Source organism: Rhodococcus sp. LB1 (assembly GCF_001583455.1).
In the GTDB taxonomy this organism is placed as follows: domain Bacteria; phylum Actinomycetota; class Actinomycetes; order Mycobacteriales; family Mycobacteriaceae; genus Rhodococcus_F; species Rhodococcus_F opacus.
Genome location: NZ_LTCZ01000068.1, coordinates 1 through 24,693, shown reverse-complemented (window position 1 = coordinate 24,693; position 24,693 = coordinate 1). Strand labels below are relative to the sequence as shown.

Sequence of the window (24,693 nt, the reverse complement as noted above, 5' to 3'; positions counted from 1 at the left end):
GAAATGCACTCTGCGACCGCGACCGAGCGCATCGAGAGCCGCGAGGCCGTTCACCGCGTGATGTGCCGCTACATGGAACTGTGCGATGTTCCCTCCGTGGAGTTTTCGGTCGAGGAACTCGCCTCGCTGTTCACGCCCGACGCGGTGTGGGAAGGCATCGGCGCCGAGTACGCGCACAAGTTCGGCACGCGTCGGGGCCGGCCGGAGATCGTCGGAATGCTCACCGCGTACCTTCCACCGAACTCCCATTTCCGGGGAAATGTACACCTGCTCGGGAGTGAGCAGATCGACGTGGACGGCCCCGCAGCGCGGGGGCGGTGGATCATGCAGCAGCTGTCGCGATACGAGGACGAATCGGCCGAACTGCTCGTCGCACGCATCACCGCCGAGTGTGAAGTGCGGGGCGGTATCGCCCGAATCAAGCACTTCACGACCGAGAAGCTGTTCGTCACTCGCCTCGACGAGGCGACACGACTGCTCGAATCGAATGGAAAGAGAACGTGATGACCACTTCACTGGATCCCACCACCACGGACACCAACTTCGCGGACCTCGCCACGGACGACCGCGTGGACGGATCGCTGTACACCGACCCCGACATGTTCGAGGCGGAGCTCGAGAGGATCTTCTACCGCACGTGGGTATGGGTTGCCCACGAGAGCGAGATCCCCGAGGCCGGAAGCTACAAGATGGCGACCATCGGCCGGCAACCGGTGATCGTCAACCGCGACCGCAAGGGGAACTTCAATGTCCTGCTGAACCGGTGCCGCCACCGCGGGGCCAGCGTCTGCGAGGTCCCCAAGGGCAAGGCGAACGGGTTCACCTGCCCCTACCACAGCTGGTCGTACGCCCTCGACGGGCGACTGCGCGGAATCCCGTACCCCGACGGCTACGACGAGGACCTCGACAAGAAGGACCTGCCCCTGCAGAGCCTGCGGGTGGAGTCGTACGCCGGGATGATCTTCGCCAGCTTCAACCCCGACGTCGAACCCCTCGACGACTTCCTCGGTGACGCGAAGGTATGGATCGACCTGTTCATGAAGCAGGGCGCCGGATACCCCATCAAGACGCAGGGCGAACATTGCTTCCGCTTCCGCGGAAACTGGAAGATCCAGTTGGAGAACACCACCGACGGATACCACTTCCCGATCGTGCACCGGTCCTGGATGTCCTCCGTCGACGCCGAGACCGCAGACATGCTCTCCTTCATGACCGACGACAACGCCGTGACCCACGCTCTCGGAAACGGCCACAGCGTCGCGATCATGGTGCCGGAGCACGTCGACCTGGACCACGACGACGGCACCGAGAAGATTCAGGCCCGTTTCGACCACATCGTCGAAGAACTGTCGAAGACGATGCCCGCCGACAAGGTCCGCCGCATCGTCCGCTCCATGCACGGCGCCGGGTTCAACCTCAACATCTTCCCCAACGTCGCGATGTCGATGTCGTTCTTCCGGGTACTGCGCCCGATCTCCGTCGACGAGACCGAGATCCGGCACATCGCCCTCGGGATGGACGGTGGACCGGAGATCGTCAACCGCGAACGCCTCCGCATCCACGAACACTTCCAGGGCCCGTTCGGGTTCGGGAGCCCCGACGATTCCGAGGCCTGGGACCGGGTACAACGCGGCTCTCGCGGCGCACCCGGAATGCCGATCATGGTGAACCGCGGTCTCAATCGTGAAGCGCTCGACAGCGACGGACACCGCACCTCACACGTCACCGACGAGACCGGCATGCGCGAGGCCTACGCAATGTGGAAGAGGATGATGACCGATGAGCACTGATCTGATGACCGCCCAACTCGCCGACACCCGGGTACTTCAGGCGATCGAACTCATCTGGCACGAAGCGGCCCTCCTCGACGCCAAGGACTACCAGGCGTGGGACGCCCTCTGGACCGACGAAGGCCGGTACGTCATTCCCATCGACCCGGACACCGACGACTTCGACGGATCGCTGAACATGGTCAATGACGACACTCGCATGCGGCGCATGCGTATCGAACGTCTGACCTCCGGATACTCGATGTCCGCGCTCGCCGCCGCCCGGACGGTCCGCACCGTCTCGCGGTTCACGGTCGAGGAACGGACCGAGGACTCGATCACGGTGAAGTCCGCGCAGATCCTCGTGGGTTTCAAGCGTGACGATCAGCAGACCCTCGCCGCCGACGTCACGCACCGCATCCGCTACACCGAGAGCGGGCCGCGGTTGGATCTCAAGGTCATCCGGTTGGTGAACTCGCAGGCAGCGGTCAACGCCTCCGGCTACCTGCTCTGATCAGCATTTTCCGAACTTCATCGACCGAACAGGAGCTCGACGTGGATTCTGTCGCAGTAGTCACCGGCGGCGGACGCGGCCTCGGTGCCGCGATCGCACAGCAATTGCACGACCGCGGATACCGCGTCGCGGTCGCGGACATCGACAGCGGTGCCGCGAAACAGACCGCAGCGGAGCTGGATCCGAACGGCGACACGGCCATCGGCGTAGAGTTGGACGTTCGGAAGCGGAAGAGTTTCGAAGCCGTACGTGACCGGGTGATCCAGGAGTGGGGCGGCATCGACGTCCTCGTCAACAACGCCGGCCGGTCGCAGACCGGCTCGCTGATGGACATTGCGCCGGAGGAATTCTCCGACATCGTCGAGATCAACCTCAACGGCGCCTTTCTCGGCTGCCAGGTGTTCGGAAGTTACTTCGCCGAGAAGCGATACGGCAGAATCGTCAACATCGCGTCGCTGGCGGGACAGAACGGTGGCACGGCGACCGGCGCGCACTACGCCGCGGCCAAGGGCGGCGTCGGCACACTGACCAAGGTCTTCGCACGCGAACTCGCCCCGTCGGGTGTCACGGTGAACGCCGTCTCCCCGGGGCCTCTGGATCTACCGGTCGTGCGTGAGACGGTGCCCGCGGACAAGCTGGCCGCCATTCTCACCACGATTCCGGTGGGCACCCTGGGCTCGCCCGACTTCATAGCCGAGACCGTCGCCCTGCTCGCATCGCCGACGGCCGCGTCGGTCACGGGAGCCTGCTGGGACGTCAACGGCGGCCTGTACATGCGCTGACCCCGCTCCAGGGCGACGGGTCGCAGCACCGGAGGAAAAATCACCATGAGCATGTTCACTGTCACCGTTGCGGACATTGTCGAGGAAACGCCTGATATCAAGTCGTTCCGGCTGGTTCGGACGGACGGGTCACCGTTCGACCCGTACCCTCCCGGCGCCCACATCGACATCCTCGGTCCCACCGAGGTCCTCACCCAGTACTCGCTGTGCAGTCCGCCGCACGAGTCCGACTCGTACGTGGTCGCCGTCAAACGCGAGACCGGGCCCCGCGGTGGCTCGGCCGCGCTGCACGATCGTGTGACGATCGGCAGCGAGTTGCAGATCAGCCGGCCGCGCACACTGCTCACACTCGCCGAGGGCGCCGATCGGCACATCCTCGTCGCGGCGGGCATCGGGCTGACCCCGATGCTGAGTCTGGCGTTCGCGTTGCACCGGCAGGGACAACAGTTCGACCTGCACTACTTCGCGCGGACGAGGGCGCAGGCCGCGTTCGTCGACCTGCTGGAGGGTGCGGATTTCCGCCGGGACGTGCACCTGCACTTCGGCCTGACGAGGGACGACCAATTATCCGCCCTCGAGAAGATCCTGGCGGACGCGTCCGCCGCCACGCACGTCTACACCTGTGGCCCCGAAGGTTTCATGGATCGGGTGCGTGGGTTGGCGGAACCCGCGGTCGGTGAGGACGCGGTCCACTTCGAACACTTCGAGGCGGCGACGCCTACAGCGACCGGATCTGACACGGCGTTCGAGTTGGAACTCGACACGGGCGAGGTGTTCGAAGTGCCTGCCGGGAAGTCCATCGCCGACGTACTCGAAGAGAACGACATCGAGATCGACACGTCGTGCCGGGAAGGTATCTGTGGCACGTGCGTCATGGACGTGCTGGAGGGCGAGCCCGACCACCGCGACAATTGCCTCACCAAGAGTGAGAGAAAGGCGGGAGACAGAATTGCCGCGTGTGTGTCGCGCGCGAAATCCGGGCGACTACTCGTCGAACTTCCCTGAAAAGTGCTGAATCATTTCAGGTCACGGCAATTCCGGCCTGCAGAATATCGCGTACGAGAACCGCGATGCTTTCTGCTCCGGTCTTTTCCTTGATACGGGTGCGATGCACGTCGACCGTCTTCACACTGATTCCCAGCTCTTTCGCAATGTTCTTGCTCGGCAATCCGTCGAGGACGAGTGCGAGGATTTCCTTTTCTCGCACCGTCAGCGCGTCTATTCGTCCCTGCAATTCTGTTCTCGTGCGACGCTCGCCGAACCGTTGACGCGCAACCCGGAGCGCGTCCTGAATGACGTCGAGCATGTGCTGCGGATCGTAGGGCTTCTCGATGAATGTCAGCGCGCCCCGCTGGAGGGCCCGCACCGACATCTTGATGTCACCGTGCGCCGACACGAAGATGATCGGGATCGGGGATTCGTCGGCGAGGAGTGCCTCCTGGAGTTGGAATCCCCCGACTTCCGGCATGCGGACGTCCAGAACGAGGCAGGCCGGGATGTCGCGGCGGTACTCGTCCAGGAACGACTGAACGGAGAAGTAGTACTCCGACGTGATGTTGACCGAATCGAGTAGCCACGCAAGCGATGCGCACAACTCCTGATCGTCGTCGACGATGTAAACCCGTGTTTCTTGCTGATCCATCGAATCCTGCCTCGCACAGATGGCTTGCTTTCTCGTCCAGTCAACACCGACCGTAACGGAAGCGGTAGGCAACTGAAGGAATCCCCTACTCGGATACGCGACTTACTGCGAGAAAGTAGCGTCGCCGCCAATGTTCCAGCGCACGACGCGCGTCATATCCTTCTTGCAGGAACGCCGGCGCAACGTGGTGACACGACTTCCTGTTCCAACTCATGGAGGCGAAATGCCCGAACTCACAACCATGCAATCGAGCTTCCGCACCGCCATGGCGAATCTGCCGGCCGCGGTCAACATCGTGACGACCGACGGCCCTGCCGGGCGCTGCGGAATGACGGTGACCGCCGTCTGCTCGGTGACCGACTCCCCGCCCACCGCACTCGTGTGCGTGAATCAGAACAGCGCCATGCACAACGTATTCCAGAACAACGGCCGAGTCGGCATCAACGTGCTCTCCGGCGACGACGAAGAGCTGGCCATGCATTTCGCGGGCGCAACCCAAGTCGCGATGGCGGACCGGTTCCAGTGGGACATCTGGGAAGAAGACACCGACGACGGTGTTCCGATCCTGCGCGCCGCACACGTGGTGCTCGCCGGCCGGATCGCGGACAGCAAGACCGTGGGTTCGCATTCGGTGATGTTCGTCGAACTGGACCGCGTGCAGACCCGCGAACACGGCGACAGCCTCGTCTACTTCCAACGCAAATTCCACCGTTTGTCGGTTCCGGTCGAGTCCCCCGACTGGCTGTTCTACGACGAATGGTCCGATCCGATCACCGTGACGCCCGCCCTCGTTCCCGCCGCAGCCGGAGGTAAATAGCCATGGTCACCTCGTCACCGCCCGAACAAGTCCCACAGAATTCCGACCTGCAGGTGCTCGCAGACACGCGTGCCGCCTTGACGTTTCGTCTCAGCGCCCTGGTCCTCGCACTGTTCCTGCCCCTGCCGATCCTGGGTGGTTTCACCTCGCTGCTGGACGGCGTCGTCTTCAGCGGTGTCACCGTGGCGTGGCTCTACGCGGTCGCGCAATTCGTCGTCGCCATCGTCGTGGCCCGGTACTACATGGCGCGGGCAGCCGAACTCGACTCCCGGACCACCTCGCCGGCGAAAGGATAACAGCCATGAACCTCGTCTCCGCATCGCTTTTCGCGGCCCTCGTCGCTGTCACCCTGATGATCACCGCATGGGCTTCCAAGAGGAACAAGTCGGCCGCCGATCACTACGTCGCGGGCGGCAGCCTCACCGGCAGGCAGAACGGTGTCGCCATCGCCGGCGACTTCATCTCCGCCGCCTCGTTTCTCGGAGTCACCGGTGCGATCGCGCTGACCGGTTTCAACGGGTTCTACCTCGCGGTCTTCGTGCCCGTCGCGTTCGTCCTCGCGATGCTGCTGATCGCGGAACCCCTGCGCAACCTCGGCCGCTTCACGCTGGCGGATGTCCTCGCCACCCGGTTCCCCGGCAAGGACGTGCGGTCGATGATGGCGATCAGCACGGTGGTGATCAGCGTGGTCTATCTCGTGTCGCAGCTGGTCGGTGCCGCGCTTCTGGTGTCGTTGCTGTTCGACCTCGACTACGCCGTGGCCGTGTTGATCATCGGAACACTCACCACCGCGTACACGTTGGTGGGTGGAATGCTCGCCACCAGCTGGATCCAGATCATCAAGACCGGTCTTCTCATGGTCTGCGCCGTGGTGCTGTTCGTTCTCGTGCTGGTGCGCTTCGACTTCAATCCCTTCGGCCCGTTCAGCACCGCGCTCGCCGAGTTCGGGCAATCGTTCGTCGCGCCGCAGCGCACGTCCGGTGCCGCCTCGTTCGACCAGTTGTCGCAGACCGTCGGGCTCGTCCTCGGCGTGCTCGGCCTGCCGCACGTGATGATCCGATTCCTCACCGTTCCGGACGCGAAGCAGGCGAGAACGTCCGCCTACACGGCGATCTGGATCTTCTTCGCCTTCTACCTGCTGGTTCCCGTGCTCGGTTACGGCGCCGCCAAGCTGGTCGGTGTCGAGGTGATCAAGTCCGAGAATCGGGGCGGCAACCTCGCGGTCGCGCAGCTCGCCGAGACAGTCGGCGGCGGAGTCCTGCTGGCGTTCGTCGCGGCCGTGGCGTTCGTGACCATTCTGGCCGCACTGTCCGGCCTGGTGATCGCGACCTCCGGTGCGATCGCACACGACCTGTACGGGCAGGTGATCAGGAACGGATCGGTGTCGGCGAAGGCTCAGCACCGCGCGGCCCGGGTCGCGACGGTGGCCACCTGCGTCATCGGTGTCGCCATCGCATTCGCGGCGCAGAAGCAGAACGTCGCGTTCCTCGCGTCACTGGGCATGTCCATCGCAGCATGTGCGAACCTGCCGGCACTGCTTCTGACCATGTACTGGAAGCGCATGACGGCGCGCGCCGTCATCTCCGGCATCGTTGTCGGGCTCGTCCTGTCGGTCACCGTCATCCTGCTCAGCCCGGTCGTGCAGGGACCGGACTCCATCCTCGGATTCTCGAACCCGGCACTTGCCGTGGCACCCCTCTCGCTGGCGGTGTCCGTCATCGTCGCGCTGGTGTCGGCGCCGTCCGGGGAGGCGAAAGCACGAGCCGATCGCCTCTTCTCGGTGATGCGCACCCGAGCACTCACCGGGCAGACCGAGACGACGAACGACGACACGATGGTGGCGATGCGATGAAGACGGAACTACGGTCACCGAGCCCACTCCGGGACCTGGCGGAGCAGCTGGCGACGGGCGGGACGACGCCGATCGACGTGGCTGAGGCGGCACTCGCACGGATCGCGGACCTCGAGCCGGATATCCACGCCTGGGCCGACCTCGACGCCGACGCGGTGCGGTCCGCGGCCGCCCGGATCCAGGACAGCGGCCCGGACGGCGCGCTCTGGGGCGTACCCGTCGGCGTCAAGGATCTCATCGATGTCGCCGGTATGCCGACGCGCTGCGGCAGTGAGCTGCGGAGCACGGATCCGGCGACGGCGGACGCCGACTGTGTGGCGCGAGCGCGCGCCCTCGGCGCGCTCCCGTTCGGCAAGACCGTCACCACCGAGTTCGGGTATTTCAAGCCCGGCCCGACCCGCAATCCCCGCACCCTGGGTCACACCCCCGGCGGGTCGTCGAGCGGCTCGGCGGCAGCGGTGGCCGCGGGCATGGTGCCGCTGGCGTTCGGCACGCAGACCGCGGGGTCGCTGACGAGGCCCGCGTCGTTCTGCGGAGTCGCAGGTTTCGTGACCGCCCACGGCGAACTTCCGACCGCGGGCATCACCGGGCTGAGTCCCAGTCTCGACACGGTGGGGCTGCTGGCACGAACCGTGTCCGATCTCCACTTCGCGTGGACCGCACTGCGCGACGGCACGCCGGCGCCCGTCCTCGAACCTTCCGCTCCGCGCCGGCTTCGCCTGTGGAGTGGGTTCGAGCTCGGCGAGGTGTCCCGAGAGATGACGAAGACGCTCAGGACGACCGCTGATTCCGCCGAGTCGGCGGGGATCCGATGTCGTGAGTTGGACGCCGCCGCAACGATCGTGGCACTGACGGAACATCACCACACAGTGATGGCGTACGAGGCGGCCAGGGAACGCGCCGCAGAGGCCGCGCAGACCGACAAGATCAGCGCACCCCTCGCCGAACTGTTCGCCGCGGGGGCAGCGACCGCAGAGGTCGACTACCGTGCCGCCCTCGCCGGAATCCGCGAGACCCGGCAGCTGCTGCTCTCGGCGTTGGACGAGGACGAAGCCATCCTCGGGCCCGCGGCTCTCGGCGCCGCTCCACACGGTCACGACGCGACGGGCACGCCCGTGCTCAGTCGGCCGTGGCAGGCCATGGGTCTGCCGGTGGTCACGATCCCCGGGAAGCGCGACACCGCAGGGCTTCCCCTCGGATTGCAGTTGATCGGACGTCCCGGCGCGGAGCAACGCCTGTTCGAGACAGCCGCATGGCTGGAATCCGCACTCTGACAATGACAGAAGGTCGTCAGGCGACGAAGATCGACGGTTGGCGATCCTTCCACGGCGCAGCCTGTTCCAACTGCGCGGCCACCTGCAGCAGCAGATCCTCTCTGCCGGTGGCCGCGACGAGTTGGACGCCGATGGGGAGGCCCTCCCGGCTCAACGCGAGCGGCAAGCTGATAGCGGGATTCCCGGACACGTTGAACGGTGCCGTGAACGGTCCGAACTCGAAGATGCGGCGTAACCACGAGCGCACACTGTGCCCGGGGTCGTCGTAGTCGAGGGTGCCGTGCGGCACCGGCAGCCAGGCGACGGTCGGGGTCACCAGCAGATCGAATCGGGTGAAGAACAGTCCGATGGACCGGGTCACCCGGTGTTGCGCGTCGAGTGCTGCCGCGACGTCGAGCGCCGTGAACGCCTGGGTCTCCTGCAGCACGGTCCGCGAGACCGCCTCGAGCAGAGCGGGATCGGGCCTGCGTGGAGCGCGCAGGATCGCCGCGCCCGTGGCGATCGCGGTGAGTGTCGACGCCTCGACGACGTCCTCCGCGTCGAATTGCGGACGCGTCTCGGTCACGGTGTGGCCGATCCATTCGAGGATCTTCCCGGCGGCGACCGTGGCCGCCGACACCTGCGTCTCGACCGAACTCCCGCCCCACGGCTCGGTCGTCAGGGCCACCCGCAGACGGCCGGGATCGGCGCGCATCGTGTCGGCGTAGCGACCGGACTGCGCCGGGGCGGTGTACTTTTCACCGACCGGCGGGGCGGCGACGGCGTCCAGCAGTTGGGCCGTGTCGCGGATGGTCCGGGTGAGGGCGAACTCGTAGATGTGCCCGAACCCCGCCTCGCCGACCAGTGGGCCGCAGGGGATTCGGCCGCGGCTCGGTTTCAGGCCGACGAGCCCGCAGCACGAGGCCGGCACCCGTAGCGAACCGGCGCCGTCGTTGCCGTGCGCCAACGGAACCGCCCCGGCGGCGACGAGCGCAGCGGATCCACCACTCGACCCGCCGGTGCCGCGACCCAGCCCCCACGGATTGCGCGTCGGTCCGTACCGCACCGGCTCCGTCGCGAAGTTCAGCCCGAACTCCGGCGCTGTCGTCTGCCCCAGGGCCACCAGTCCGGCGGACCGGAACCGGGACATCAGTTCGTGATCCACACCGGCGACGGCGCCGCGGATGCTGCGGCTACCGAGTGTGAACGGCACCCCCTTCGCGAACGGGCCGCTGTCCTTGATGACGAACGGCACCCCCGCCAGTGGCCCGTCGGACCGGTGGTCGAGGGCCGGATCGAACATCGGCATTGTCAGTGCGCCGAGGTCGGCATCGGCCTGCGCGATCGCGACGCGCGCAACGGCTTCGACCTCCGTTGCCGTCACCTCACCAGCGCGGATCAGCTCACTCAGACCGACGGCGTCGAGCCCGGTGTACTCGTGCAGTTCCAGCAGTCCCACTCCTCAGGTCGCGACGACCGATTCAGTGTGACCCGGAGGGCCGTGCGGCGCGACCGAATTTCTGCCGCCGTCACGCGGTGATCGACAGCAGTTCCTGTTCGCGGAAGGCTCGCGGCGAGACCCCGTACGTCTCCTTGAACAGCCGCGAGAAGTGCGACGAGTTGACGAGACCGTATCGGGCACAGATGGTTCCGATGCTGTCGCCGCGGAATCGGACGTCCTTGAGATCGCGGCGGCACTTCTCGAGCCTGCGGTGGCGGATCCACCCGGCCACCGTGTGTCCGTCCGCCTCGAACATCTTCTGCAGGTGCCGCGTCGACACGTGGTGGTGGGACGCCACCGTAGCGGTGTCGAGTGTGGGGTCGTGCAGGTGCGCGTCGATGAACGACCTCACCCGGAGTAGCAACGACGCGCCGGGAGCGGTGGCGTCGGCGGGCGCCTCCGATTGCACCGCGGCACTGAGCAGGTCGAGCACCGCGTCCTCGACGAGGGGGGTCGTCGGCATGGTGCCGGTGACGACGGAGTGGTGGAGGTTCGTCAGGAACGGCGAGACGAGCGCGCCCATGCCGGTGCTGCCGCGGATGCGGCGCGCGGAGACGGTGCCCAGTTCCCGCGAGGCGATGCGCAGTAGTTCGCGGGGAAACATCAACACGAACATGCTGAAGTCGCCCGCGAAGTGCAGGTCGTACGGCTTGCTGGTGTCGTAGACGGCGAAGTCGCCGGGCCCGAGCACGGCCTCGCGATCGTCCTGGACGATGACGCCGCTGCCCGACAGTTGCAGGCCCACCTTCACCAGGCCGGGGTCGGACCGCTTGATCGACGTGCGGGTCCGGCGGACGTCGACCGCGTGTCCCCCGACCTCGCTGAGCTGCAACCCGCCGAGCGCGGTGGTGCGCAGGGTCCCGGTGAAGCGCCCCGGCCCGTCCTCCGCCGTGGACATCACGGCGAGCGGGACGAACGCCGTGGAAACGGCCTGACGCCAGTGCTCGAACTGCCCGTCGTCACGCGCGGGCCCACCACCGAGACGCACCTTCGATCACCTCACAGAGCTGAGCGGTTGTCGATCAGTCGACGTGCCTTACCGAGTGAGCGTTCGAGGTCGCCGGGAGCGACGACGTCGACCTTCACGCTCACGCCGATTCTATTCTTCACCAGCTTTTGCAGTTCACCCGCGGCCCGCGCGTGGTCGTCGATCACGGCATCCGGACGCGATTCCACCCGCACGGTCAGCTCGTCCATGCGGCCCGGGCGGTCGAGGATGCACTGGAACTGCGGGGCCAGCGCTGGCACCGCGAGGATCAGTTCCTCGATCTGGGTGGGGAACAGATTCACCCCGCGCAGGATGATCATGTCGTCGGTGCGTCCGGTGACCTTCTGCATCCGCCGCACCGACCGCGCCGTGCCCGGCAGCAGCCGCGTGAGGTCGCGGGTGCGGTACCGGATGATCGGCATGGCCTCCTTGGTCAGCGACGTGAAGACGAGTTCGCCCTCCTCACCGTCGGGCAGCACCTCCCCGGTGACCGGGTCGATGATCTCCGGGTAGAAGTGGTCTTCCCAGATGTGCAGGCCGTCCTTGGTCTCGACGCATTCCATCGCCACACCCGGGCCCATCACCTCGGACAGTCCGTAGATGTCGACGGCGTCCATGTTCAGCTGCTTCTCGAGTTCGGTGCGCATCTCCTCGGTCCACGGCTCCGCACCGAACACACCGGTCCGCAGCGACGTCTTCGACGGATCGATGCCCTTCTTGATCATCGCGTCGACGATCGTGAGCATGTACGACGGGGTCACCATGATCGCGTCCGGCTCGAAGTCCTCGATCAGCTGGATCTGGCGGTCCGTCATGCCACCGGACATCGGGATCACCGTGCAGCCCAGCCGCTCCGCACCGTAGTGCGCACCGAGGCCACCGGTGAACAGGCCGTACCCGTACGCGACGTGCACCTTGTCCGACGGCTTCACCCCACCCGCCCGCAGGCTCCGCGCGACCAGATCGGCCCAGTTGTTCAGGTCGCCCGTGGTGTACCCGACGACCGTCGGGCGCCCGGTGGTCCCGGAGGACGCGTGGATGCGCGAGACCTTCTCCTGCGGCACCGCGAACATCCCGAACGGATAGTTCGCCCGCAGGTCCGCCTTCGCCGTGAACGGGAACTTCGCCAGGTCGGACAGGTCCTTCAGGTCGCTCGGGTGCACACCGGCGTCGTCGAACGCCTTCCGGTAGTGCGGAACGTTGGTGTACGCGTGGAGAAGTGACCACTGCAGGCGTTCGAGTTGCAGCGATGAGATCCGGTCGCGCGTGGCGAACTCGATGTCCTGCGAGGGGGTGGCGATACTGGTCATTCTAGTCTCCGGGGTGGGCGGGCTGGGTATGGTCAGGCGTCGAAATCGACGGTCACGTTGTCGCTGACCGGGAAGGTCTGGCACGTCAGCACGAAGCCGGAGTCGACCTCGTAGTCCTCGAGCGCGTAGTTGCGGCGCATGTCCACGTCACCGCAGGTGATCTTGGCGCGGCACGTTCCGCAGACGCCGCCCTTGCAGGCGAACGGAAGGTCCGAGCGGTACTTCTCGGCGGCGTCGAGGATCGATTCGTCCCGCGGCAACGTCGCGGTGGTCGAGCGACCGTCGAGAACCAGGGTCACTTCACTGCTCGGCCCGGTGACGCCGGGCTCGCGGTGGGTTTCCATGGGCGGGGGCACGTCGTCGACGAAGAACAACTCGTGATGCACGCGGCTCTTGTCGATCTGCAAGTCGCCGAGAACCGTCTCGGCGTCGGTGACCATCCCGTACGGTCCGCACAGCCAGAAGTGATCGATATCGGCCACGGGGACCACGGCGTCGAAGATGGCCCGGAGCCGGTCGGCGTCGAGACGGCCGGTGAACAGCTCGACCTCGCGGGGCTCGCGGGACAGGACATGGACGATGTCGAAGCGCGACCCGTACGTGTCCTTGAGGTCGGCGATTTCCTCGGCGAACATCACCGAGCGGGTCCGCCGGTTACCGTACAGGAGAACGACTTCGGCCTCGGGATTCGCGAGCATCGATGCGGCGATCGACAGCATCGGCGTGATGCCCGACCCGGCGGCGATCAGCACGTGGCGACCACCGGCCGCGGGGTCGGCGACGAACGTTCCGCTCGGGCCCTGCACCTCGATCCGGTCGCCGGGGCGGACGTCGCGCACGAGCCACGTCGAGAACAGACCGTCGGACACCTCGCGCACACCGACCCGCGGCGCGGAACCGGCAGGGGCGCAGATGGAGTAGGAGCGGCGGTGTTCGACACCGTCGATCGTCCGCCGCAGCGTGAGCGACTGTCCGGGGCCGAACGCGAACTCGTCGGCGAGCTCGGCAGGAACGTCGAACGTGACCGCGACCGCGTCGTCGCACAGGGATTCGACGTCGGCGACGGTGAGGGTGTGGAACGCCCTGTTGCGCAACGCCGCACCGGGTTTCGGGGAGACCGCTGTGGTCATGGTCAGATTTCCTTCACGTGATCGAAGGGTTCGAGGCAGTCGAGGCACCGGTAGAGCGCCTTGCACAGCGTCGCCCCGAATTCCGAGTCGAGCCGGGTGTTCGCCGAGTTGCACTTGGGGCACGCCACGGGTCGCGGCTTGACGGTGAGCGTCAACGGCACCGGACCCGATGCGCGTCGCGGCGCGGGACCGGGTGTCGAGTAGCCGTTCTCGCGGAGCTTGCGCCTGCCGTTCTCGCTGATCCAGTCCGTGCTCCACGGCGGCGACAGGACTGTCCTGACCTCGACGCTGCCGAACCCGGCGTCCTGCAGGGTGTGCTCGATGTCGTCCCGCATGGTGGCCATCGCGGGGCAACCGGAATAGGTGGGGGTGATGGTCACGACCACCGACCCGTCGGCGTGTTCCTCGACGTCGCGCAGCACACCGAGATCGGCGAGCGTGAGCATCGGCATCTCGGGGTCGAGCACGGATTCGGCGAGGCGACGGGCGTCGCTGCGCACGGCGGTGGTCATGTCACCACACTCCTTCGGGATGCGCCCGGGCCACGCTCTGCATCTCGGCGAGCAGCAGTCCGAGCGCCTCGGTGTGCAATCCCTGCCGTCCGGCCCGGCCGCCGACGGTGCCGACGGTCCGGCCGGTCGGGGCGGTGAGCTCGGCGGCGTGCAGCACCTGCTCGAGCACCGAATCGAATTCCTCACGCACGTCCCGCGGGTCGACGCCCACCCCCACCGCCGCGAGCGCAAGCTCCTCGGTGGTCGGGACGAACAGTTCCTCGACGAACGGCCACACGTGGGTAAGCGCCGCTGCCATCCTGGTCTTCGACTCCTCCGTGCCGCAGCCGAGCGTCACAACCCAGCGGGCCGCGTAGTCGCGGTGGTAGGTGAGTTCCTTGACGCCCTTCACCGCGACCGCCGCGAGGACCGGGTCCCGGGACGTGCGGAGACGATCGAACAGCGCGAGACGCCACGTCGAGAACACCAGCAGTCGCGTGATCGACTGAGCGAAGTCGCCGTTGTCGAGTTCGGCCAGCCGGGTGTTGCGGAACCGATTCTCGTCCCGGAAGAACGCGAGCGCGTCCTCCGCGGGAACCGGGCTCGTGTCCGAGATGTACGGCACCACCGACGCGTCCGCCGCGGCCGCACGGGCGAGCAGCAGTCGCGCCTGACCGAGCAGGTCGAGTCCGACGTTCGCGAGCGCGACCTCCTCCTCGAGTTCCGGTGCGCGCGTGCTCCACTCGGCGAGACGCTGTGAGCTGATCAGTGCATCGTCACCGAGCATCAGGCAGTAGCCGGCCAGCGCGGAGAGGTCGACATCTTCGGGAACCGTGGTGTCGACACCCGCGAGGGGGTCGTCGAAGCTGGTGCCGAACGCCCACTGGCCGTGGCTGTCTTCGTCGACGAGGCCTTCGTAAGCATTGTCGTGGTCGGTCATCGTCAGCCTCACATGTGGGGAACGTTGTCGGGGATCTCGTAGAACGTGGGGTGCCGGTACACCTTGTCGCCGCTGGGCGCGAAGTAGGGATCCTTCTCCGACGGGCTGGACGCCACGATCGAATTGGACCGCACCACCCAGATGCTCACGCCCTCGTTGCGGCGGGTGTAGACGTCCCGGGCGTGCCGGACGGCCATCTCGTCGTCGGCGGCGTGCAGGGATCCGACGTGAACGTGGTTGAGTCCGCGCTTGCCGCGCAGGAACACCTCGTACAGGGGCCAGTCCGCGCGCACCGCGTTGTCGTCCGTGCTCATCGTGCGTTCTCCTTGCTGCTCTCGCGGCGGGCGAAGGCCGTCGCGGCCTCCCGCACCCACGCCCCGTTCTCGTGTGCTGCCCGCCGGTTGGCGACGCGCTCGACGCTCGACGCGCCGTTGCCCTTGATCACCTGCATGAACTCGCTCCAGTCGGGCTCGCCGAAGTCGTGAGCGCCGCGCTCGGCGTTCCACTTCAGGTCCGGATCCGGGAACGTCACGCCGAGCACCTCGGCCTGCGGGATGGACATGTCGACGAACCGCTGACGAAGTTCGTCGTTGGTGTGCCGCTTGATGCGCCACTTCATGGACTGCTCGGAGTTGGGCGACTGATCGTCCGGCGGTCCGAACATCATCAGCGCCGGCCACCACCAGCGGTTCACCGACTCCTGCACCATCTCGCGCTGGGCGTCGGTGCCGCGCATCATCGTCATCAGCAGTTCGAAACCCTGACGCTGGTGGAAGGACTCCTCCTTGCACACCCGGATCATCGCCCGCGCGTACGGCCCGAAGGAGCTGCGGCACAACGGGACCTGGTTGCAGATCGCGGCGCCGTCGACGAGCCAGCCGATCACGCCGACATCGGCGTAGGTCAGCGTCGGATAGTTGAAAATCGAGGAGTACTTCTGCTTGCCCTCGATCAGCTTCTCGGTGAGGTCGGCGCGGTCGGCTCCGAGCGTCTCGGCCGCCGAGTACAGGTACAGGCCGTGTCCGGCCTCGTCCTGGACCTTCGCCATGAGGATCGCCTTGCGACGCAGCGACGGCGCGCGGGTGAGCCAGTTGCCCTCCGGCTGCATGCCGATGATCTCCGAATGCGCGTGCTGCGCGATCTGCCGGATCAGCGTCTTGCGGTAGCCGTCGGGCATCCAGTCCCGCGGCTCGACCCTCTGGTCGGCTGCGATGGTGTCATCGAAGAGCTCTTGCAGCTCATCGGAAGCGTGTGACGTGGTCATATGTCCTACCTCTATTACCGAATGATCGGTTGGTATCAAGTATGCATGTCAGCTCCCGCCCACACAAGGGCAGGAGCCGAATTACGTCAGTGGCCTTCGAAGGCGGGCGTGCGCTTCGCGAGGAACGCGTCGACCGCGCTGCGGTGATCCTTCGACCGGCCGAGCTGCTCCGCGGCCTCGCGCTCCCGCTCGAGCGCCTCCGACAGCCCGCTCGACGCCGCCGAGACCAGCGACTTGACCTGCGCGTACGCGGCCGTGGGACCGTCAGCCAGCTTCCGCGCCAGCGCAGTGGCCGCGTCCCCGAGTTCGGCGTCGGGAACCACCCGGTGCACCAGCCCCCAGTCCAGCGCCTGCGCCGCCGTGAACCGGTCGCCGAGCATCATCAGCCCGGTCGCCCGGCTCGGTCCCAGCGCCTGCACCAGGGTGTGGCTCAGCCCGGAATCGCCGGCCAGCGCGATCCCCGTGAAGGCCGTAGCGAACTTCGCGCCCTCCCCCGCGATCCGGATGTCGGCGGCCAGGGCGATGCCCAGCCCCGCCCCGACGCAGGCCCCACCGACCGCGACGACGACCGGGACGCGGACCCCGGCCAGCGCCCGGAGCAGCGGGTTGTAGTGCTCGGCGACGGTGTCCATCGCGTGCGCGGCGTCCGCCTCGAGGCCGGCCACGTGCTCGGCCAGGTCCTGGCCGACGCAGAAGTTCTTGCCCTCCGCCTGCAGCAGCAGGGCACGCACGCCGTCGTCGGCGGCGACCTTCTCCACCGCCGCCAGCAACTGTTCCTTCACCGCGCGGTCCAGGGCGTTGGACGCGCCCGCGCGGCGCAGGGTGATGGTGGCCAGTCCCGCGTCCACGGAAAGTCCGACCACGTCGTCAGTGCTCATGAGAATGTGCCTCCTGCTGGTTGTGGTGTGCGTGGCCCGGTCAGGACCAGGTGAAGAACCCTTGGCCGCTCTTACGGCCGAGTTCGCCTTTCGCGACCTTCTCCCGCAGCAGCGCGGGCGGCGCGAACCGGTCGCCGAGCGTCTTCGCGAGGTGTTCGGCGATGGCCAACCGGACGTCGAGGCCGACGAGGTCGGTGGACCGCAGCGGACCCATCGGGTGCCGGTAGCCGAGTTCCATGGCCCGGTCGATGGACTCGGCGTCGGCGACGCCTTCCTCCAGCATCCGGATGGCTTCGAGCCCGAGGCACACGCCGAGCCGGCTGGTCGCGAAACCCGGGGAGTCGTTGACCAGCACCTCGGTCTTGCCGAGCTGAGACACCCACTCGCGCACCCGGTCGACGACAGCCGCGTCGGTGGCGGGGGCGCGGACGATCTCGACGAGCGTCGACGCCGGAACCGGGTTGAAGAAGTGCATGCCGATCAGCCGGGCCGGGTCGGTGAGGACATTGCCGAGTTCGGCGATGGAGATCGAACTGGTGTTGCTGGCGATCACCGTGGACGGGTCGACCGTCTTTTCGACGACAGACAGCACGCCGAGCTTGAGGTCCACCAACTCCGGCACCGCCTCGACCACCAGATCCAGGGCCGGCGGAAGCGCGTCGGGGGCGGCAACCGTGGACACCCGTCCGAGGATCGTCGCGGGATCGACGTCGCCGAGCTTGCCGCGTTCGTGCGCGCGGTCCAGTCCGTCGGACACCCGCTGCAGGGCCGCCTGCCGGTCGCCGCTCTCGGCGATGGTGACGGTGGAGCCGAGGGTGGCGAAGACCTGCGCGATACCCGCGCCCATCCGGCCGCCGCCGACCACGCCGACGTTCTTCGGTGCTGTGCTCGTCATCTCTTCTTCTCCAGAAACGCAGTCATGCGGTCGTGTTTGTCGCGGCTCTCGAACAGCACCGCCTGGGCGATGTCGTCGGCGAACGGGTGCGAGCCCGGCGCGTCGACGATCATCTTCGTGAGCTTGAGCGCCAGCGGCGCCGACCGGGTGATGCGGTCGATGATCTTGTGCGCTGCATCGATGTGCTCGCCGGGTGCGACGACACTCATCACGAGTCCGCTGCGCAGCGCGTCCTGCGCGTCGAGGTTCCGGCCGCCGAGCAGGACCTGCTTGGCGACGGACTTGCCGACCAGTTCGGGCAGCCGGTAACTGGCCCCGGCCGCGGCCATGATCCCCAGTCCCGGCTCCGGGTTCCCGAAGACCGCGGTCTCGGTGGCGATGCGGATGTCGCACGCGTAGGACAGTTCGGCGCCGCCGCCGAGCGCGTACCCGCTCACCGCCGCGACGGTGGGCAGCGGCAGCTTCGCGATACGGTCGAACAGATTGCGGTTGATGCCGGCGAACGCCTCGTCGCGGCCGCGTTCGCGCAGTTCGGCGATGTCGGCGCCGCCGGCGAAGTGGTCGCCCTCGCCAGTCAGCAGCATCGGCTTCGGGGTCGCCTCCAGCGACGCGCACACCTGGTGCAGTTCGCCGATCATCTCCGCGTTGATCGCGTTGCGCTGCGCGGGACGGTGCAGCGTGACCACCATGCGGTCGTCGCGGTCCTCGATCTTCAGTGTGTTCACGGCGCCTCGATCAGCATCGCGACGCCCTGGCCGACGCCCACGCACAGCGTGGCGAGCCCGCGGCGGGCGCCTTCGCGTTCCATCCGGCCGAGCAGCGTCAGCAGGATCCGCGCACCCGAGCAGCCCAGTGGGTGGCCGAGTGCGATGGCGCCGCCGTCCGCGTTGACGATCGACTCGTCGAGCTTCAGCTGCCGGATCACCCCGAGCGACTGCGCCGCGAAGGCCTCGTTGAGTTCGGCGGCGCCGAGGTCGGAGATCGACCAGTTGGCGCGGGCGAGCGCCTTCCGGGTGGCCGGGACCGGGCCCAGCCCCATGACGTTGGGGGCGATACCCGCGCTGGCGCTGGTGACGATGCGGCCGCGAACGGTCAGGCCGTACTTCTCCACCGCCGCCTCGCTCGCGACGACCAGTGCCGCGGCGCCGTCCGAGAGGGAGGACGACGAACCGGCGGTCACGATGCCGTCCTTGCGGAACACCGGTTTCAGCGAGCCCAGCTTCTCCAGCGTTGTTCCCCGCCTGGGGGTTTCGTCGGCGATCAGTTCACCGTCGCGCACCGGCACGGGCACGATCTCGCGCTCGAACCGGCCGGCGTCGACCGCCGCGATCGCCCGCTCCTGGCTGCGCAGCGCGAAGGCGTCGCTCTCGGCGCGGGTGATGCCCTCGAGCGCGGCGACCTCCTCGGCCGTCTCGCCCATCGACAACGTCACCTTGCGGACGTCCGGTCCGGCCCCGGCCGGAACGTCCCGGTCGGTGGCGGTGAATCGCGGGTTCGTGAAGCGCCAGCCGAGCGAGGTGTCGGCCACCTCTCCGGGGCGTGCCCACGGGGTGCCGGGCTTGGCCATCACCCAGGGTGCGCGGGTCATCGATTCGACGCCGCCGGCGATGACGATGTCGGCCTCGCCGCTGCGGATGGTGTGCGCGGCGGACGCGACGGCGGTCAGACCGCTCGCGCACAGGCGGTTCACCGTGTAACCGGGAACGCTGTCGGGCAGGCCCGCGAGCAGCACGGCCATGCGGGCGACGTCGCGGTTGTCCTCGCCGGCCTGGTTGGCGGCACCGAGGATCACCTCGTCGACGGCGTCGCCCGGGATTCCGGCCCGGCGGGCGGCCTCGGCCACCACGAGACCGGCAAGGTCGTCGGGGCGCACTCCTGCGAGCGCTCCGCCGTATCGACCCTGCGGGGTACGGGCTCCGTCCACCAGAAACACTTCGGCCACAGTCTTCTCCTTCACGGGGGTGCCGTCTATTAATAACCGAATCTTCGGTCGGTACGCAAGAGGAGGTAGCGCACGAAAAGTTGCGATCCTCCCTTGACAACCAGCGGCAGAAGCGACGATTCTGTTAACCGACCGAACGTACGGTGAAATGGAGTTGTCGTGAGCAAGTTACTGGAAAGCTACGCCGCCGGACGCTGGCACACCGCGCCGGACGAGGGAACGCCGCTGCTGAGCGCGGTCGACGGCTCCGAGGTGGCGCGCATCTCCGCGACCGGACTCGACCTGGGCGAGATGGTGACCTACGCCCGCGAGGTGGGCGGACCGGCACTCGCGAAGCTGACCTTCCACGAGCGCGCCGCCGCCCTCAAGGCGCTCGCACTCACCCTCATGGCCGGCAAGGACGAGTTCTACGCCCTCTCCACCTCGACCGGCGCCACCAAGCGCGACTCCGGCGTCGACATCGACGGCGGGTTCGGCACCCTCCTCAGCTATGCCAGCAAGGCCAGGCGGGAACTGCCCAACGACACCGTCTACCTCGACGGCGCGTTCGAGCAGCTGGGCAAGAAGGGCACGTTCCTCGGCCAGCACGTCTACACCTCGCGCCGCGGCGTGGCCGTCCAGATCAACGCGTTCAACTTCCCGGTGTGGGGCTTCCTCGAGAAGCTCGCCCCCGCGTTCATCGCCGGCGTCCCGTCGATCGTGAAGCCCGCGAGCCAATCGGCCTATCTCACCGAGCTCGTGTTCCGTCGCATCATCGAGTCCGGGCTGCTGCCCGAGGGTTCGGTCCAGCTGCTGTCCGGGAGCGCCCGCGGGCTGCTCGACCACCTCGGCGGGCAGGACTCCGTGGCGTTCACCGGATCCGCCGACACCGCGGCCACCCTGCGGGCGCACCCGAACGTCGTCGGTGAGGGCGTCCACTTCAACGCCGAGGCCGATTCGCTCAACGCGTCGATCCTCGGCTCCGACGTCGAGCCCGGCAGCGAGGAATTCGACCTCTACGTCAAGCAGCTCGTCACCGAGATGACGGTGAAGGCCGGCCAGAAGTGCACCGCCATCCGGCGCGCCTTCGTGCCGACCGCACTGATGGACGACGTCATCGCCGCGGCCGAGGCCCGGCTCTCGCGCGTCGTGGTCGGCGCCCCCGACGCCGAAGGCGTCACGATGGGTGCGCTCGCCAGCCTCGAACAGCGCGACGAGGTCCTGAAATCGCTGCGCGGCCTGACCAAGACGGCGCAGATCGTGGTCGGCGACCCGGAGAACTTCGAGGTCGTCGGCGCCGACAAGGCGACGGGCGCATTCCTGCCGCCGATCCTGCTGCGTTCCGACGACAAGGACGCCACCGAACCCCACGACATCGAGGCCTTCGGACCCGTCAGCACCGTCATCGGATACGACAGCACCGACGAGGTCATCGAACTCGCCGCCCGCGGCAAGGGCAGCCTCGTCGCCTCCCTCGTCACCCGCGATTCCGCACTCGCCCGCGACATCGTGCTGGGCCTCGCCCCGTTCCACGGCCGCGTCCTCGTCCTCAACCGCGACGACGCGAAGGAATCCACCGGCCACGGCTCACCCCTGCCCGTCCTCGTGCACGGCGGCCCCGGACGCGCAGGCGGCGGTGAAGAACTCGGCGGCATCCGCGGCATCCTGCACCACATGCAGCGCACCGCGGTCCAGGCCACCCCCGACATCCTCACCGCGGTCGGAAACAAGTGGGTCACCGGTTCGCAGCGCAACGACGACGGCATCCACCCGTTCCGGAAGAACCTCGCACAGTTGCGGATCGGCGACACCATCGTCGGCGGCCCCCGCCAGGTCACCCTCGCCGACATCGACCACTTCGCCGAGTTCACCGGCGACACGTTCTACGCCCACACCGACCCCGAGGCCGCGGCCGCCAACCCGCTGTTCGGCGGCATCGTCGCCCACGGATACCTCGTCGTCTCCCTCGCCGCCGGCCTGTTCGTCGAACCGAATCCCGGTCCCGTCCTCGCCAACTTCGGCGTCGACAACCTCCGGTTCCTCACCCCCGTCAAGGCCGACGACAGCCTCACCGTCACGCTCACCGCGAAGCTCATCACCCCGCGCAGCAGCGCCGACTACGGTGAAGTCCGTTGGGATGCAGTCGTCGTCAACCAGAACGGCGATCCCGTCGCAACATACGACGTTCTCACCCTCGTCGCCAAAGGAGAAAACGCATGAGCTTCAAGGTCGCCGTCTGCTACGGCCAGCCCGATGATCCCGAGGCGTTCGACGCCTACTACCGCGACACCCACATGCCGCTGGCCCGCAAGGTCCCCGGCCTGACCGACTTCACCTGGGGCAAGTGCAGTGCCCTCGACGGCGGCACGCCGCCGTACTACGCGGTGGCGAGCCTCGTCTTCCCCGACGCCGCCACCATGAAGTCCGGGTTGCAGTCCGAGGAGATGAAGCAGGCGGGCAAGGACGTCCGCAACTTCGCCACCGGCGGCGTCACCATGTACGTCCAAGAAGAAGAATCCGTCTACAACCAGTAGGAGAACCATGACTGTCGACGCATCCACGGAATGCCGTATCGCGCGGAAGATGTTCGAGGCCGACAACGCGTCCCAGGCGCTCGGCATCGAGATCCTCGAACTCAGCCCCGGCCACGCGGTCGCGTCGATGGTCGTGGGTGAGACCATGGTCAACGGCCACGGCATCACCCACGGCGGGTTCGTGTTCACCCTCGCCGACACCGCATTCGCGATGGCGTGCAACGGATACGACACGCCCGCCGTCGCCGCCCGCGCCGACATCCGATTCCTGACCGCCACCCGCCTCGGCGACACCCTCGTCGCCGAGGCCGTGGAACGGGCCCGCTTCGGGCGCAACGGCATCTACGACGTCACCGTCCGGCGCGGCGACGACGTCATCGCCGAGTTCCGCGGCGACAGTCGTGCGCAGCCGCGCCCGTGAGTACTTATTAACCGCGGGGGGGCTGTTGCGGAATTGAGTGAGGGCGGTTCGGGTGCGGGTGTCTCGTGCCGAGGTGGGTGCCGGTGCGGGGCGGGGGGTGGCCCCCGCCGGGTCAGGGGGTGGCCGGGAGCGGGGTGCCGCCGGTCAGGTGGGTGAGGATCTTGCCGAGGTTGTGCACGGCGGCGTGGAACGCCCATTCGCTGCGGGCGCGGTCGAGGCCGCGGCTGGTGAAGCGGCGGAATCCGAGGTTGTGTTTGGCGTGCCCGAACACGGTTTCGGCGATGGGTGAGCGTTTGCGGTAGGTGGCGATACCGGCCTCGGTGCGCAGCCGGTGGGTCATGGCCTGGATCGGATCCGCTTGCGGCGGTGGCGGTCCGGTGACCGGATCAGCGGTGGCGGCGGCCTCGAGGTGACGGGATTTGCCGGTGGCGATCAACCGGTCCGGGCCCGGCGCGGTGAGGTTCTCGCGGGAGCAGTAGCCGGCGTCGAAGAGCATCACCCCGATCAGCTCCTCCGGGCTCGTGCCGGTCTGTTCCTTCCCACGTCGGGTGGTGTCGATCAGGTGCGCGGCCGCCCCGGCCTTGTCGACCATCTCGGGGAAGTAGTCGTAGTCCGCCGGGCCGGTCCCGACCCCGGTGGCCAGGATCAACCCGTCCTCGCTGGTGAAGGCCTGACAGTTGTAGCCCTGCACCCAGCCGCCGCCGCGCAGCGGCTGCAACCGCGAATCGGGATCGGTGGTGTTGCGGCGCCGCTGCCCGGCGGCGGCGGTGCGCTCACCCTGTTTGCGGAGGGCGGTGTCGAGTTCGGTGCGCCGGCGCCGGACCAGGTGGTGCTTCTCGACCGGCTTCGGTGCGAACCGGGTGCCCCCGCCCCCGGCCGCGGTGCCACCCTGGAACCGCTCGATCACCGCCTGCTGGGCGGCGACCGCCTCGGCCAGACGCCGCTCGGCGGCGGCGACCTCGGCCCCGACCGGCACCCGGCCCATCACCGTCTGGCCCGCGTCGAGCCGGGCCAGATAGTCCTGCGCCTTCTGGTCCCGCTCGCACCGTTCGGCGTCCTTCTCCGCGTCGAGCTGCGCCAACGCCTCGGCGATCCGTGCCGAGCGGGTGCTGGGATCGGCCAACTCCGCGGGCACCTGTCCCGGGCCCGGATCGTCCTCGCCGAAGAGGTCGTCCTCGGCGTCATCGGTGGCGGCGTGCGCGGCCACCGCGGCGGCGGCGATCCGCGCGGCCTCGGCCTCGGCCGCCCGGCGCAGCCCGTCCTCGGTGCGGTTGGCGTCCTTCGACGCGTTCGAGGCGATCTTCACCCCGTCCAACGCGATCGTCTCGAGCCGACCCAGACCCAACCGGGCGGCCAGGATCAGGACCTGCGTGAACAGGGCCTCGCAGGCGGTGTGGTTGTCCTTGCGGAACCGTGAGATCGTCACGTGATCGGGGGTGTCGCCGGCGCAGATCACCCGGTAGGACACCACCTCCGAGCAGGCCCGCTCGATCTGCCGGGACGACCGCATCCCCCGCGACCACGCCCAGATCAGCAGGGTCACCAGCATGTCCGGGTCGTACCCGGCCCGCCCGGCACCCCCGGTGCGGCGAGAGCCATGAAAGGCGCTGGTGTCGAGATGAGTGTCGACGATCTCGATCACCGTCCACACCGGATGCGTGGGCGGCACCCACTCCCGCATGTCCGGCGGCAACAAAAACTGCTGATCACGATTCACCGGTCGATACCCCTTGGCCACCAACACATTATCCAAGAAACATCAGGTCGGGGCGCCGCGGCACGCGGAGACCC

Annotated in this window: 26 protein-coding genes; 12 read left to right on the top strand and 14 right to left on the bottom strand. The window is 67.7% G+C overall.

Annotation, left to right across the window (positions count from 1 at the left end; genetic code table 11):
* Nucleotides 1-3: 3 nt before the first annotated feature.
* Genes AZG88_RS12760 through AZG88_RS12740 form a run of 5 tightly spaced genes read left to right on the top strand, consistent with a single transcriptional unit; the run spans nucleotide 4 to nucleotide 4,070 of the window.
* Complete coding sequence (locus tag AZG88_RS12760; protein WP_061697932.1) at nucleotides 4-504, top strand: nuclear transport factor 2 family protein; 501 nt, start codon at nucleotides 4-6, stop codon at nucleotides 502-504.
* Nucleotides 504-1,790, top strand: a complete 1,287-nt coding sequence (locus AZG88_RS12755; RefSeq protein WP_061697897.1) for an aromatic ring-hydroxylating oxygenase subunit alpha — start codon at nucleotides 504-506, stop codon at nucleotides 1,788-1,790. The genes AZG88_RS12760 and AZG88_RS12755 overlap by 1 nt, the downstream gene beginning before the upstream one ends.
* Complete coding sequence (locus AZG88_RS12750) at nucleotides 1,780-2,283, top strand: aromatic-ring-hydroxylating dioxygenase subunit beta (protein ID WP_061697896.1); 504 nt, start codon at nucleotides 1,780-1,782, stop codon at nucleotides 2,281-2,283. The genes AZG88_RS12755 and AZG88_RS12750 overlap by 11 nt, the downstream gene beginning before the upstream one ends.
* Before the next feature lie 41 nt (nucleotides 2,284-2,324).
* The gene (locus tag AZG88_RS12745) at nucleotides 2,325-3,065 is read left to right on the top strand and encodes an SDR family NAD(P)-dependent oxidoreductase (RefSeq protein WP_061697895.1); all 741 of its coding nucleotides are present in this window, start codon (nucleotides 2,325-2,327) and stop codon (nucleotides 3,063-3,065) included.
* Between the two features lie 45 nt (nucleotides 3,066-3,110).
* Nucleotides 3,111-4,070, top strand: coding sequence for a PDR/VanB family oxidoreductase (locus AZG88_RS12740; protein WP_061697894.1), 960 nt, complete (start codon nucleotides 3,111-3,113; stop codon nucleotides 4,068-4,070).
* 16 nt (nucleotides 4,071-4,086) lie between these two features.
* On the opposite strand, the gene AZG88_RS12735 is transcribed toward AZG88_RS12740, so the two are convergent.
* Nucleotides 4,087-4,707 carry a response regulator transcription factor gene (locus AZG88_RS12735; RefSeq protein ID WP_005250795.1) on the bottom strand — a complete coding sequence of 207 codons (621 nt, stop codon included), beginning with the start codon at nucleotides 4,705-4,707 and terminating at the stop codon, nucleotides 4,087-4,089.
* 223 nt (nucleotides 4,708-4,930) lie between these two features.
* Between AZG88_RS12735 and hpaC the strand changes: the two genes are divergently transcribed.
* From hpaC to AZG88_RS12715, 4 genes are read left to right on the top strand one after another with little or no spacing between them, the layout of a single operon-like run.
* Nucleotides 4,931-5,524 carry a 4-hydroxyphenylacetate 3-monooxygenase, reductase component gene (gene hpaC / locus AZG88_RS12730; RefSeq protein WP_025433337.1) on the top strand — a complete coding sequence of 198 codons (594 nt, stop codon included), beginning with the start codon at nucleotides 4,931-4,933 and terminating at the stop codon, nucleotides 5,522-5,524.
* 2 nt (nucleotides 5,525-5,526) lie between these two features.
* Nucleotides 5,527-5,820, top strand: coding sequence for a DUF485 domain-containing protein (locus AZG88_RS12725; protein ID WP_061697893.1), 294 nt, complete (start codon nucleotides 5,527-5,529; stop codon nucleotides 5,818-5,820).
* Between the two features lie 5 nt (nucleotides 5,821-5,825).
* Nucleotides 5,826-7,376 (top strand): solute symporter family protein, encoded by a 1,551-nt coding sequence (locus tag AZG88_RS12720; RefSeq protein WP_061697892.1) that lies wholly within the window; start codon nucleotides 5,826-5,828, stop codon nucleotides 7,374-7,376.
* Nucleotides 7,373-8,650, top strand: coding sequence for an amidase (locus AZG88_RS12715; protein ID WP_061697891.1), 1,278 nt, complete (start codon nucleotides 7,373-7,375; stop codon nucleotides 8,648-8,650). The genes AZG88_RS12720 and AZG88_RS12715 overlap by 4 nt, the downstream gene beginning before the upstream one ends.
* Nucleotides 8,651-8,666: 16 nt before the next feature.
* Here the strand turns inward: AZG88_RS12715 and AZG88_RS12710 are convergent, their stop codons facing one another.
* The 12 genes from AZG88_RS12710 to AZG88_RS12655 all read right to left on the bottom strand — a co-directional run bounded on the left by AZG88_RS12710 (nucleotide 8,667) and on the right by AZG88_RS12655 (nucleotide 19,968).
* Nucleotides 8,667-10,088 (bottom strand): amidase, encoded by a 1,422-nt coding sequence (locus tag AZG88_RS12710; protein WP_082833294.1) that lies wholly within the window; start codon nucleotides 10,086-10,088, stop codon nucleotides 8,667-8,669.
* Nucleotides 10,089-10,158: 70 nt separating this feature from the next.
* Entirely contained in the window at nucleotides 10,159-11,118 is a 960-nt protein-coding gene (locus AZG88_RS12705) for a helix-turn-helix domain-containing protein (RefSeq protein WP_061697890.1), read from the bottom strand.
* An 11-nt stretch (nucleotides 11,119-11,129) separates the two neighbouring features.
* Nucleotides 11,130-12,428, bottom strand: coding sequence for a phenylacetate--CoA ligase PaaK (gene paaK, locus AZG88_RS12700; RefSeq protein WP_061697889.1), 1,299 nt, complete (start codon nucleotides 12,426-12,428; stop codon nucleotides 11,130-11,132).
* A 32-nt stretch (nucleotides 12,429-12,460) separates the two neighbouring features.
* Nucleotides 12,461-13,558 carry a 1,2-phenylacetyl-CoA epoxidase subunit PaaE gene (paaE, locus tag AZG88_RS12695; RefSeq protein WP_061046099.1) on the bottom strand — a complete coding sequence of 366 codons (1,098 nt, stop codon included), beginning with the start codon at nucleotides 13,556-13,558 and terminating at the stop codon, nucleotides 12,461-12,463.
* Between the two features lie 2 nt (nucleotides 13,559-13,560).
* On the bottom strand, nucleotides 13,561-14,070 hold the full coding sequence (gene paaD, locus AZG88_RS12690) for a 1,2-phenylacetyl-CoA epoxidase subunit PaaD (RefSeq protein ID WP_061697888.1): 510 nt from the start codon (nucleotides 14,068-14,070) through the stop codon (nucleotides 13,561-13,563).
* A gap of 1 nt (nucleotide 14,071) precedes the next feature.
* Entirely contained in the window at nucleotides 14,072-14,989 is a 918-nt protein-coding gene (paaC, locus tag AZG88_RS12685; RefSeq protein WP_061697930.1) for a 1,2-phenylacetyl-CoA epoxidase subunit PaaC, read from the bottom strand.
* Nucleotides 14,990-14,997: 8 nt separating this feature from the next.
* Nucleotides 14,998-15,303, bottom strand: a complete 306-nt coding sequence (gene paaB, locus AZG88_RS12680; RefSeq protein ID WP_005250775.1) for a 1,2-phenylacetyl-CoA epoxidase subunit PaaB — start codon at nucleotides 15,301-15,303, stop codon at nucleotides 14,998-15,000.
* Nucleotides 15,300-16,253 carry a 1,2-phenylacetyl-CoA epoxidase subunit PaaA gene (gene paaA / locus AZG88_RS12675; RefSeq protein ID WP_005250773.1) on the bottom strand — a complete coding sequence of 318 codons (954 nt, stop codon included), beginning with the start codon at nucleotides 16,251-16,253 and terminating at the stop codon, nucleotides 15,300-15,302. Before paaA ends, paaB begins: the two co-directional genes overlap by 4 nt.
* Before the next feature lie 86 nt (nucleotides 16,254-16,339).
* Nucleotides 16,340-17,131 (bottom strand): enoyl-CoA hydratase-related protein, encoded by a 792-nt coding sequence (locus AZG88_RS12670; RefSeq protein WP_005250771.1) that lies wholly within the window; start codon nucleotides 17,129-17,131, stop codon nucleotides 16,340-16,342.
* Nucleotides 17,132-17,171: 40 nt separating this feature from the next.
* Nucleotides 17,172-18,026 carry a 3-hydroxyacyl-CoA dehydrogenase family protein gene (locus AZG88_RS12665; protein ID WP_005250769.1) on the bottom strand — a complete coding sequence of 285 codons (855 nt, stop codon included), beginning with the start codon at nucleotides 18,024-18,026 and terminating at the stop codon, nucleotides 17,172-17,174.
* Entirely contained in the window at nucleotides 18,023-18,751 is a 729-nt protein-coding gene (locus AZG88_RS12660) for an enoyl-CoA hydratase/isomerase family protein (RefSeq protein ID WP_025433341.1), read from the bottom strand. The genes AZG88_RS12665 and AZG88_RS12660 overlap by 4 nt, the downstream gene beginning before the upstream one ends.
* Complete coding sequence (locus tag AZG88_RS12655) at nucleotides 18,748-19,968, bottom strand: thiolase family protein (RefSeq protein WP_005250766.1); 1,221 nt, start codon at nucleotides 19,966-19,968, stop codon at nucleotides 18,748-18,750. The genes AZG88_RS12660 and AZG88_RS12655 overlap by 4 nt, the downstream gene beginning before the upstream one ends.
* Before the next feature lie 159 nt (nucleotides 19,969-20,127).
* Between AZG88_RS12655 and paaZ the strand changes: the two genes are divergently transcribed.
* Genes paaZ through paaI form a run of 3 tightly spaced genes read left to right on the top strand, consistent with a single transcriptional unit; the run spans nucleotide 20,128 to nucleotide 22,902 of the window.
* Nucleotides 20,128-22,167, top strand: a complete 2,040-nt coding sequence (paaZ, locus tag AZG88_RS12650; protein WP_061697887.1) for a phenylacetic acid degradation bifunctional protein PaaZ — start codon at nucleotides 20,128-20,130, stop codon at nucleotides 22,165-22,167.
* Nucleotides 22,164-22,481, top strand: coding sequence for an EthD family reductase (locus tag AZG88_RS12645; RefSeq protein ID WP_005250763.1), 318 nt, complete (start codon nucleotides 22,164-22,166; stop codon nucleotides 22,479-22,481). Before paaZ ends, AZG88_RS12645 begins: the two co-directional genes overlap by 4 nt.
* 7 nt (nucleotides 22,482-22,488) lie before the next feature.
* Nucleotides 22,489-22,902, top strand: a complete 414-nt coding sequence (paaI, locus tag AZG88_RS12640) for a hydroxyphenylacetyl-CoA thioesterase PaaI (protein WP_061697886.1) — start codon at nucleotides 22,489-22,491, stop codon at nucleotides 22,900-22,902.
* Between the two features lie 112 nt (nucleotides 22,903-23,014).
* Here the strand turns inward: paaI and AZG88_RS12635 are convergent, their stop codons facing one another.
* On the bottom strand, nucleotides 23,015-24,646 hold the full coding sequence (locus tag AZG88_RS12635; protein WP_442971715.1) for a transposase: 1,632 nt from the start codon (nucleotides 24,644-24,646) through the stop codon (nucleotides 23,015-23,017).
* Nucleotides 24,647-24,693: the final 47 nt, after the last annotated feature.

What these genes read in the sequence shown, in the direction of transcription:
- paaK (WP_061697889.1), bottom strand. Translation starts at nt 12,428, where the DNA reads ATGACCAGTATCGCCACCCCCTCGCAGGACATCGAGTTCGCCACGCGC.
- paaE (WP_061046099.1), bottom strand. Translation starts at nt 13,558, where the DNA reads ATGACCACAGCGGTCTCCCCGAAACCCGGTGCGGCGTTGCGCAACAGG.
- AZG88_RS12755 (WP_061697897.1), top strand. Translation starts at nt 504, where the DNA reads ATGACCACTTCACTGGATCCCACCACCACGGACACCAACTTCGCGGAC.
- AZG88_RS12735 (WP_005250795.1), bottom strand. Translation starts at nt 4,707, where the DNA reads ATGGATCAGCAAGAAACACGGGTTTACATCGTCGACGACGATCAGGAG.
- paaD (WP_061697888.1), bottom strand. Translation starts at nt 14,070, where the DNA reads ATGACCACCGCCGTGCGCAGCGACGCCCGTCGCCTCGCCGAATCCGTG.
- AZG88_RS12750 (WP_061697896.1), top strand. Translation starts at nt 1,780, where the DNA reads ATGAGCACTGATCTGATGACCGCCCAACTCGCCGACACCCGGGTACTT.
- AZG88_RS12665 (WP_005250769.1), bottom strand. Translation starts at nt 18,026, where the DNA reads ATGACGAGCACAGCACCGAAGAACGTCGGCGTGGTCGGCGGCGGCCGG.
- paaI (WP_061697886.1), top strand. Translation starts at nt 22,489, where the DNA reads ATGACTGTCGACGCATCCACGGAATGCCGTATCGCGCGGAAGATGTTC.
- paaB (WP_005250775.1), bottom strand. Translation starts at nt 15,303, where the DNA reads ATGAGCACGGACGACAACGCGGTGCGCGCGGACTGGCCCCTGTACGAG.
- AZG88_RS12645 (WP_005250763.1), top strand. Translation starts at nt 22,164, where the DNA reads ATGAGCTTCAAGGTCGCCGTCTGCTACGGCCAGCCCGATGATCCCGAG.
- AZG88_RS12715 (WP_061697891.1), top strand. Translation starts at nt 7,373, where the DNA reads ATGAAGACGGAACTACGGTCACCGAGCCCACTCCGGGACCTGGCGGAG.
- AZG88_RS12760 (WP_061697932.1), top strand. Translation starts at nt 4, where the DNA reads ATGCACTCTGCGACCGCGACCGAGCGCATCGAGAGCCGCGAGGCCGTT.
- AZG88_RS12725 (WP_061697893.1), top strand. Translation starts at nt 5,527, where the DNA reads ATGGTCACCTCGTCACCGCCCGAACAAGTCCCACAGAATTCCGACCTG.
- AZG88_RS12740 (WP_061697894.1), top strand. Translation starts at nt 3,111, where the DNA reads ATGAGCATGTTCACTGTCACCGTTGCGGACATTGTCGAGGAAACGCCT.
- paaA (WP_005250773.1), bottom strand. Translation starts at nt 16,253, where the DNA reads ATGACCACGTCACACGCTTCCGATGAGCTGCAAGAGCTCTTCGATGAC.
- paaC (WP_061697930.1), bottom strand. Translation starts at nt 14,989, where the DNA reads ATGACCGACCACGACAATGCTTACGAAGGCCTCGTCGACGAAGACAGC.
- hpaC (WP_025433337.1), top strand. Translation starts at nt 4,931, where the DNA reads ATGCCCGAACTCACAACCATGCAATCGAGCTTCCGCACCGCCATGGCG.
- AZG88_RS12670 (WP_005250771.1), bottom strand. Translation starts at nt 17,131, where the DNA reads ATGAGCACTGACGACGTGGTCGGACTTTCCGTGGACGCGGGACTGGCC.
- AZG88_RS12720 (WP_061697892.1), top strand. Translation starts at nt 5,826, where the DNA reads ATGAACCTCGTCTCCGCATCGCTTTTCGCGGCCCTCGTCGCTGTCACC.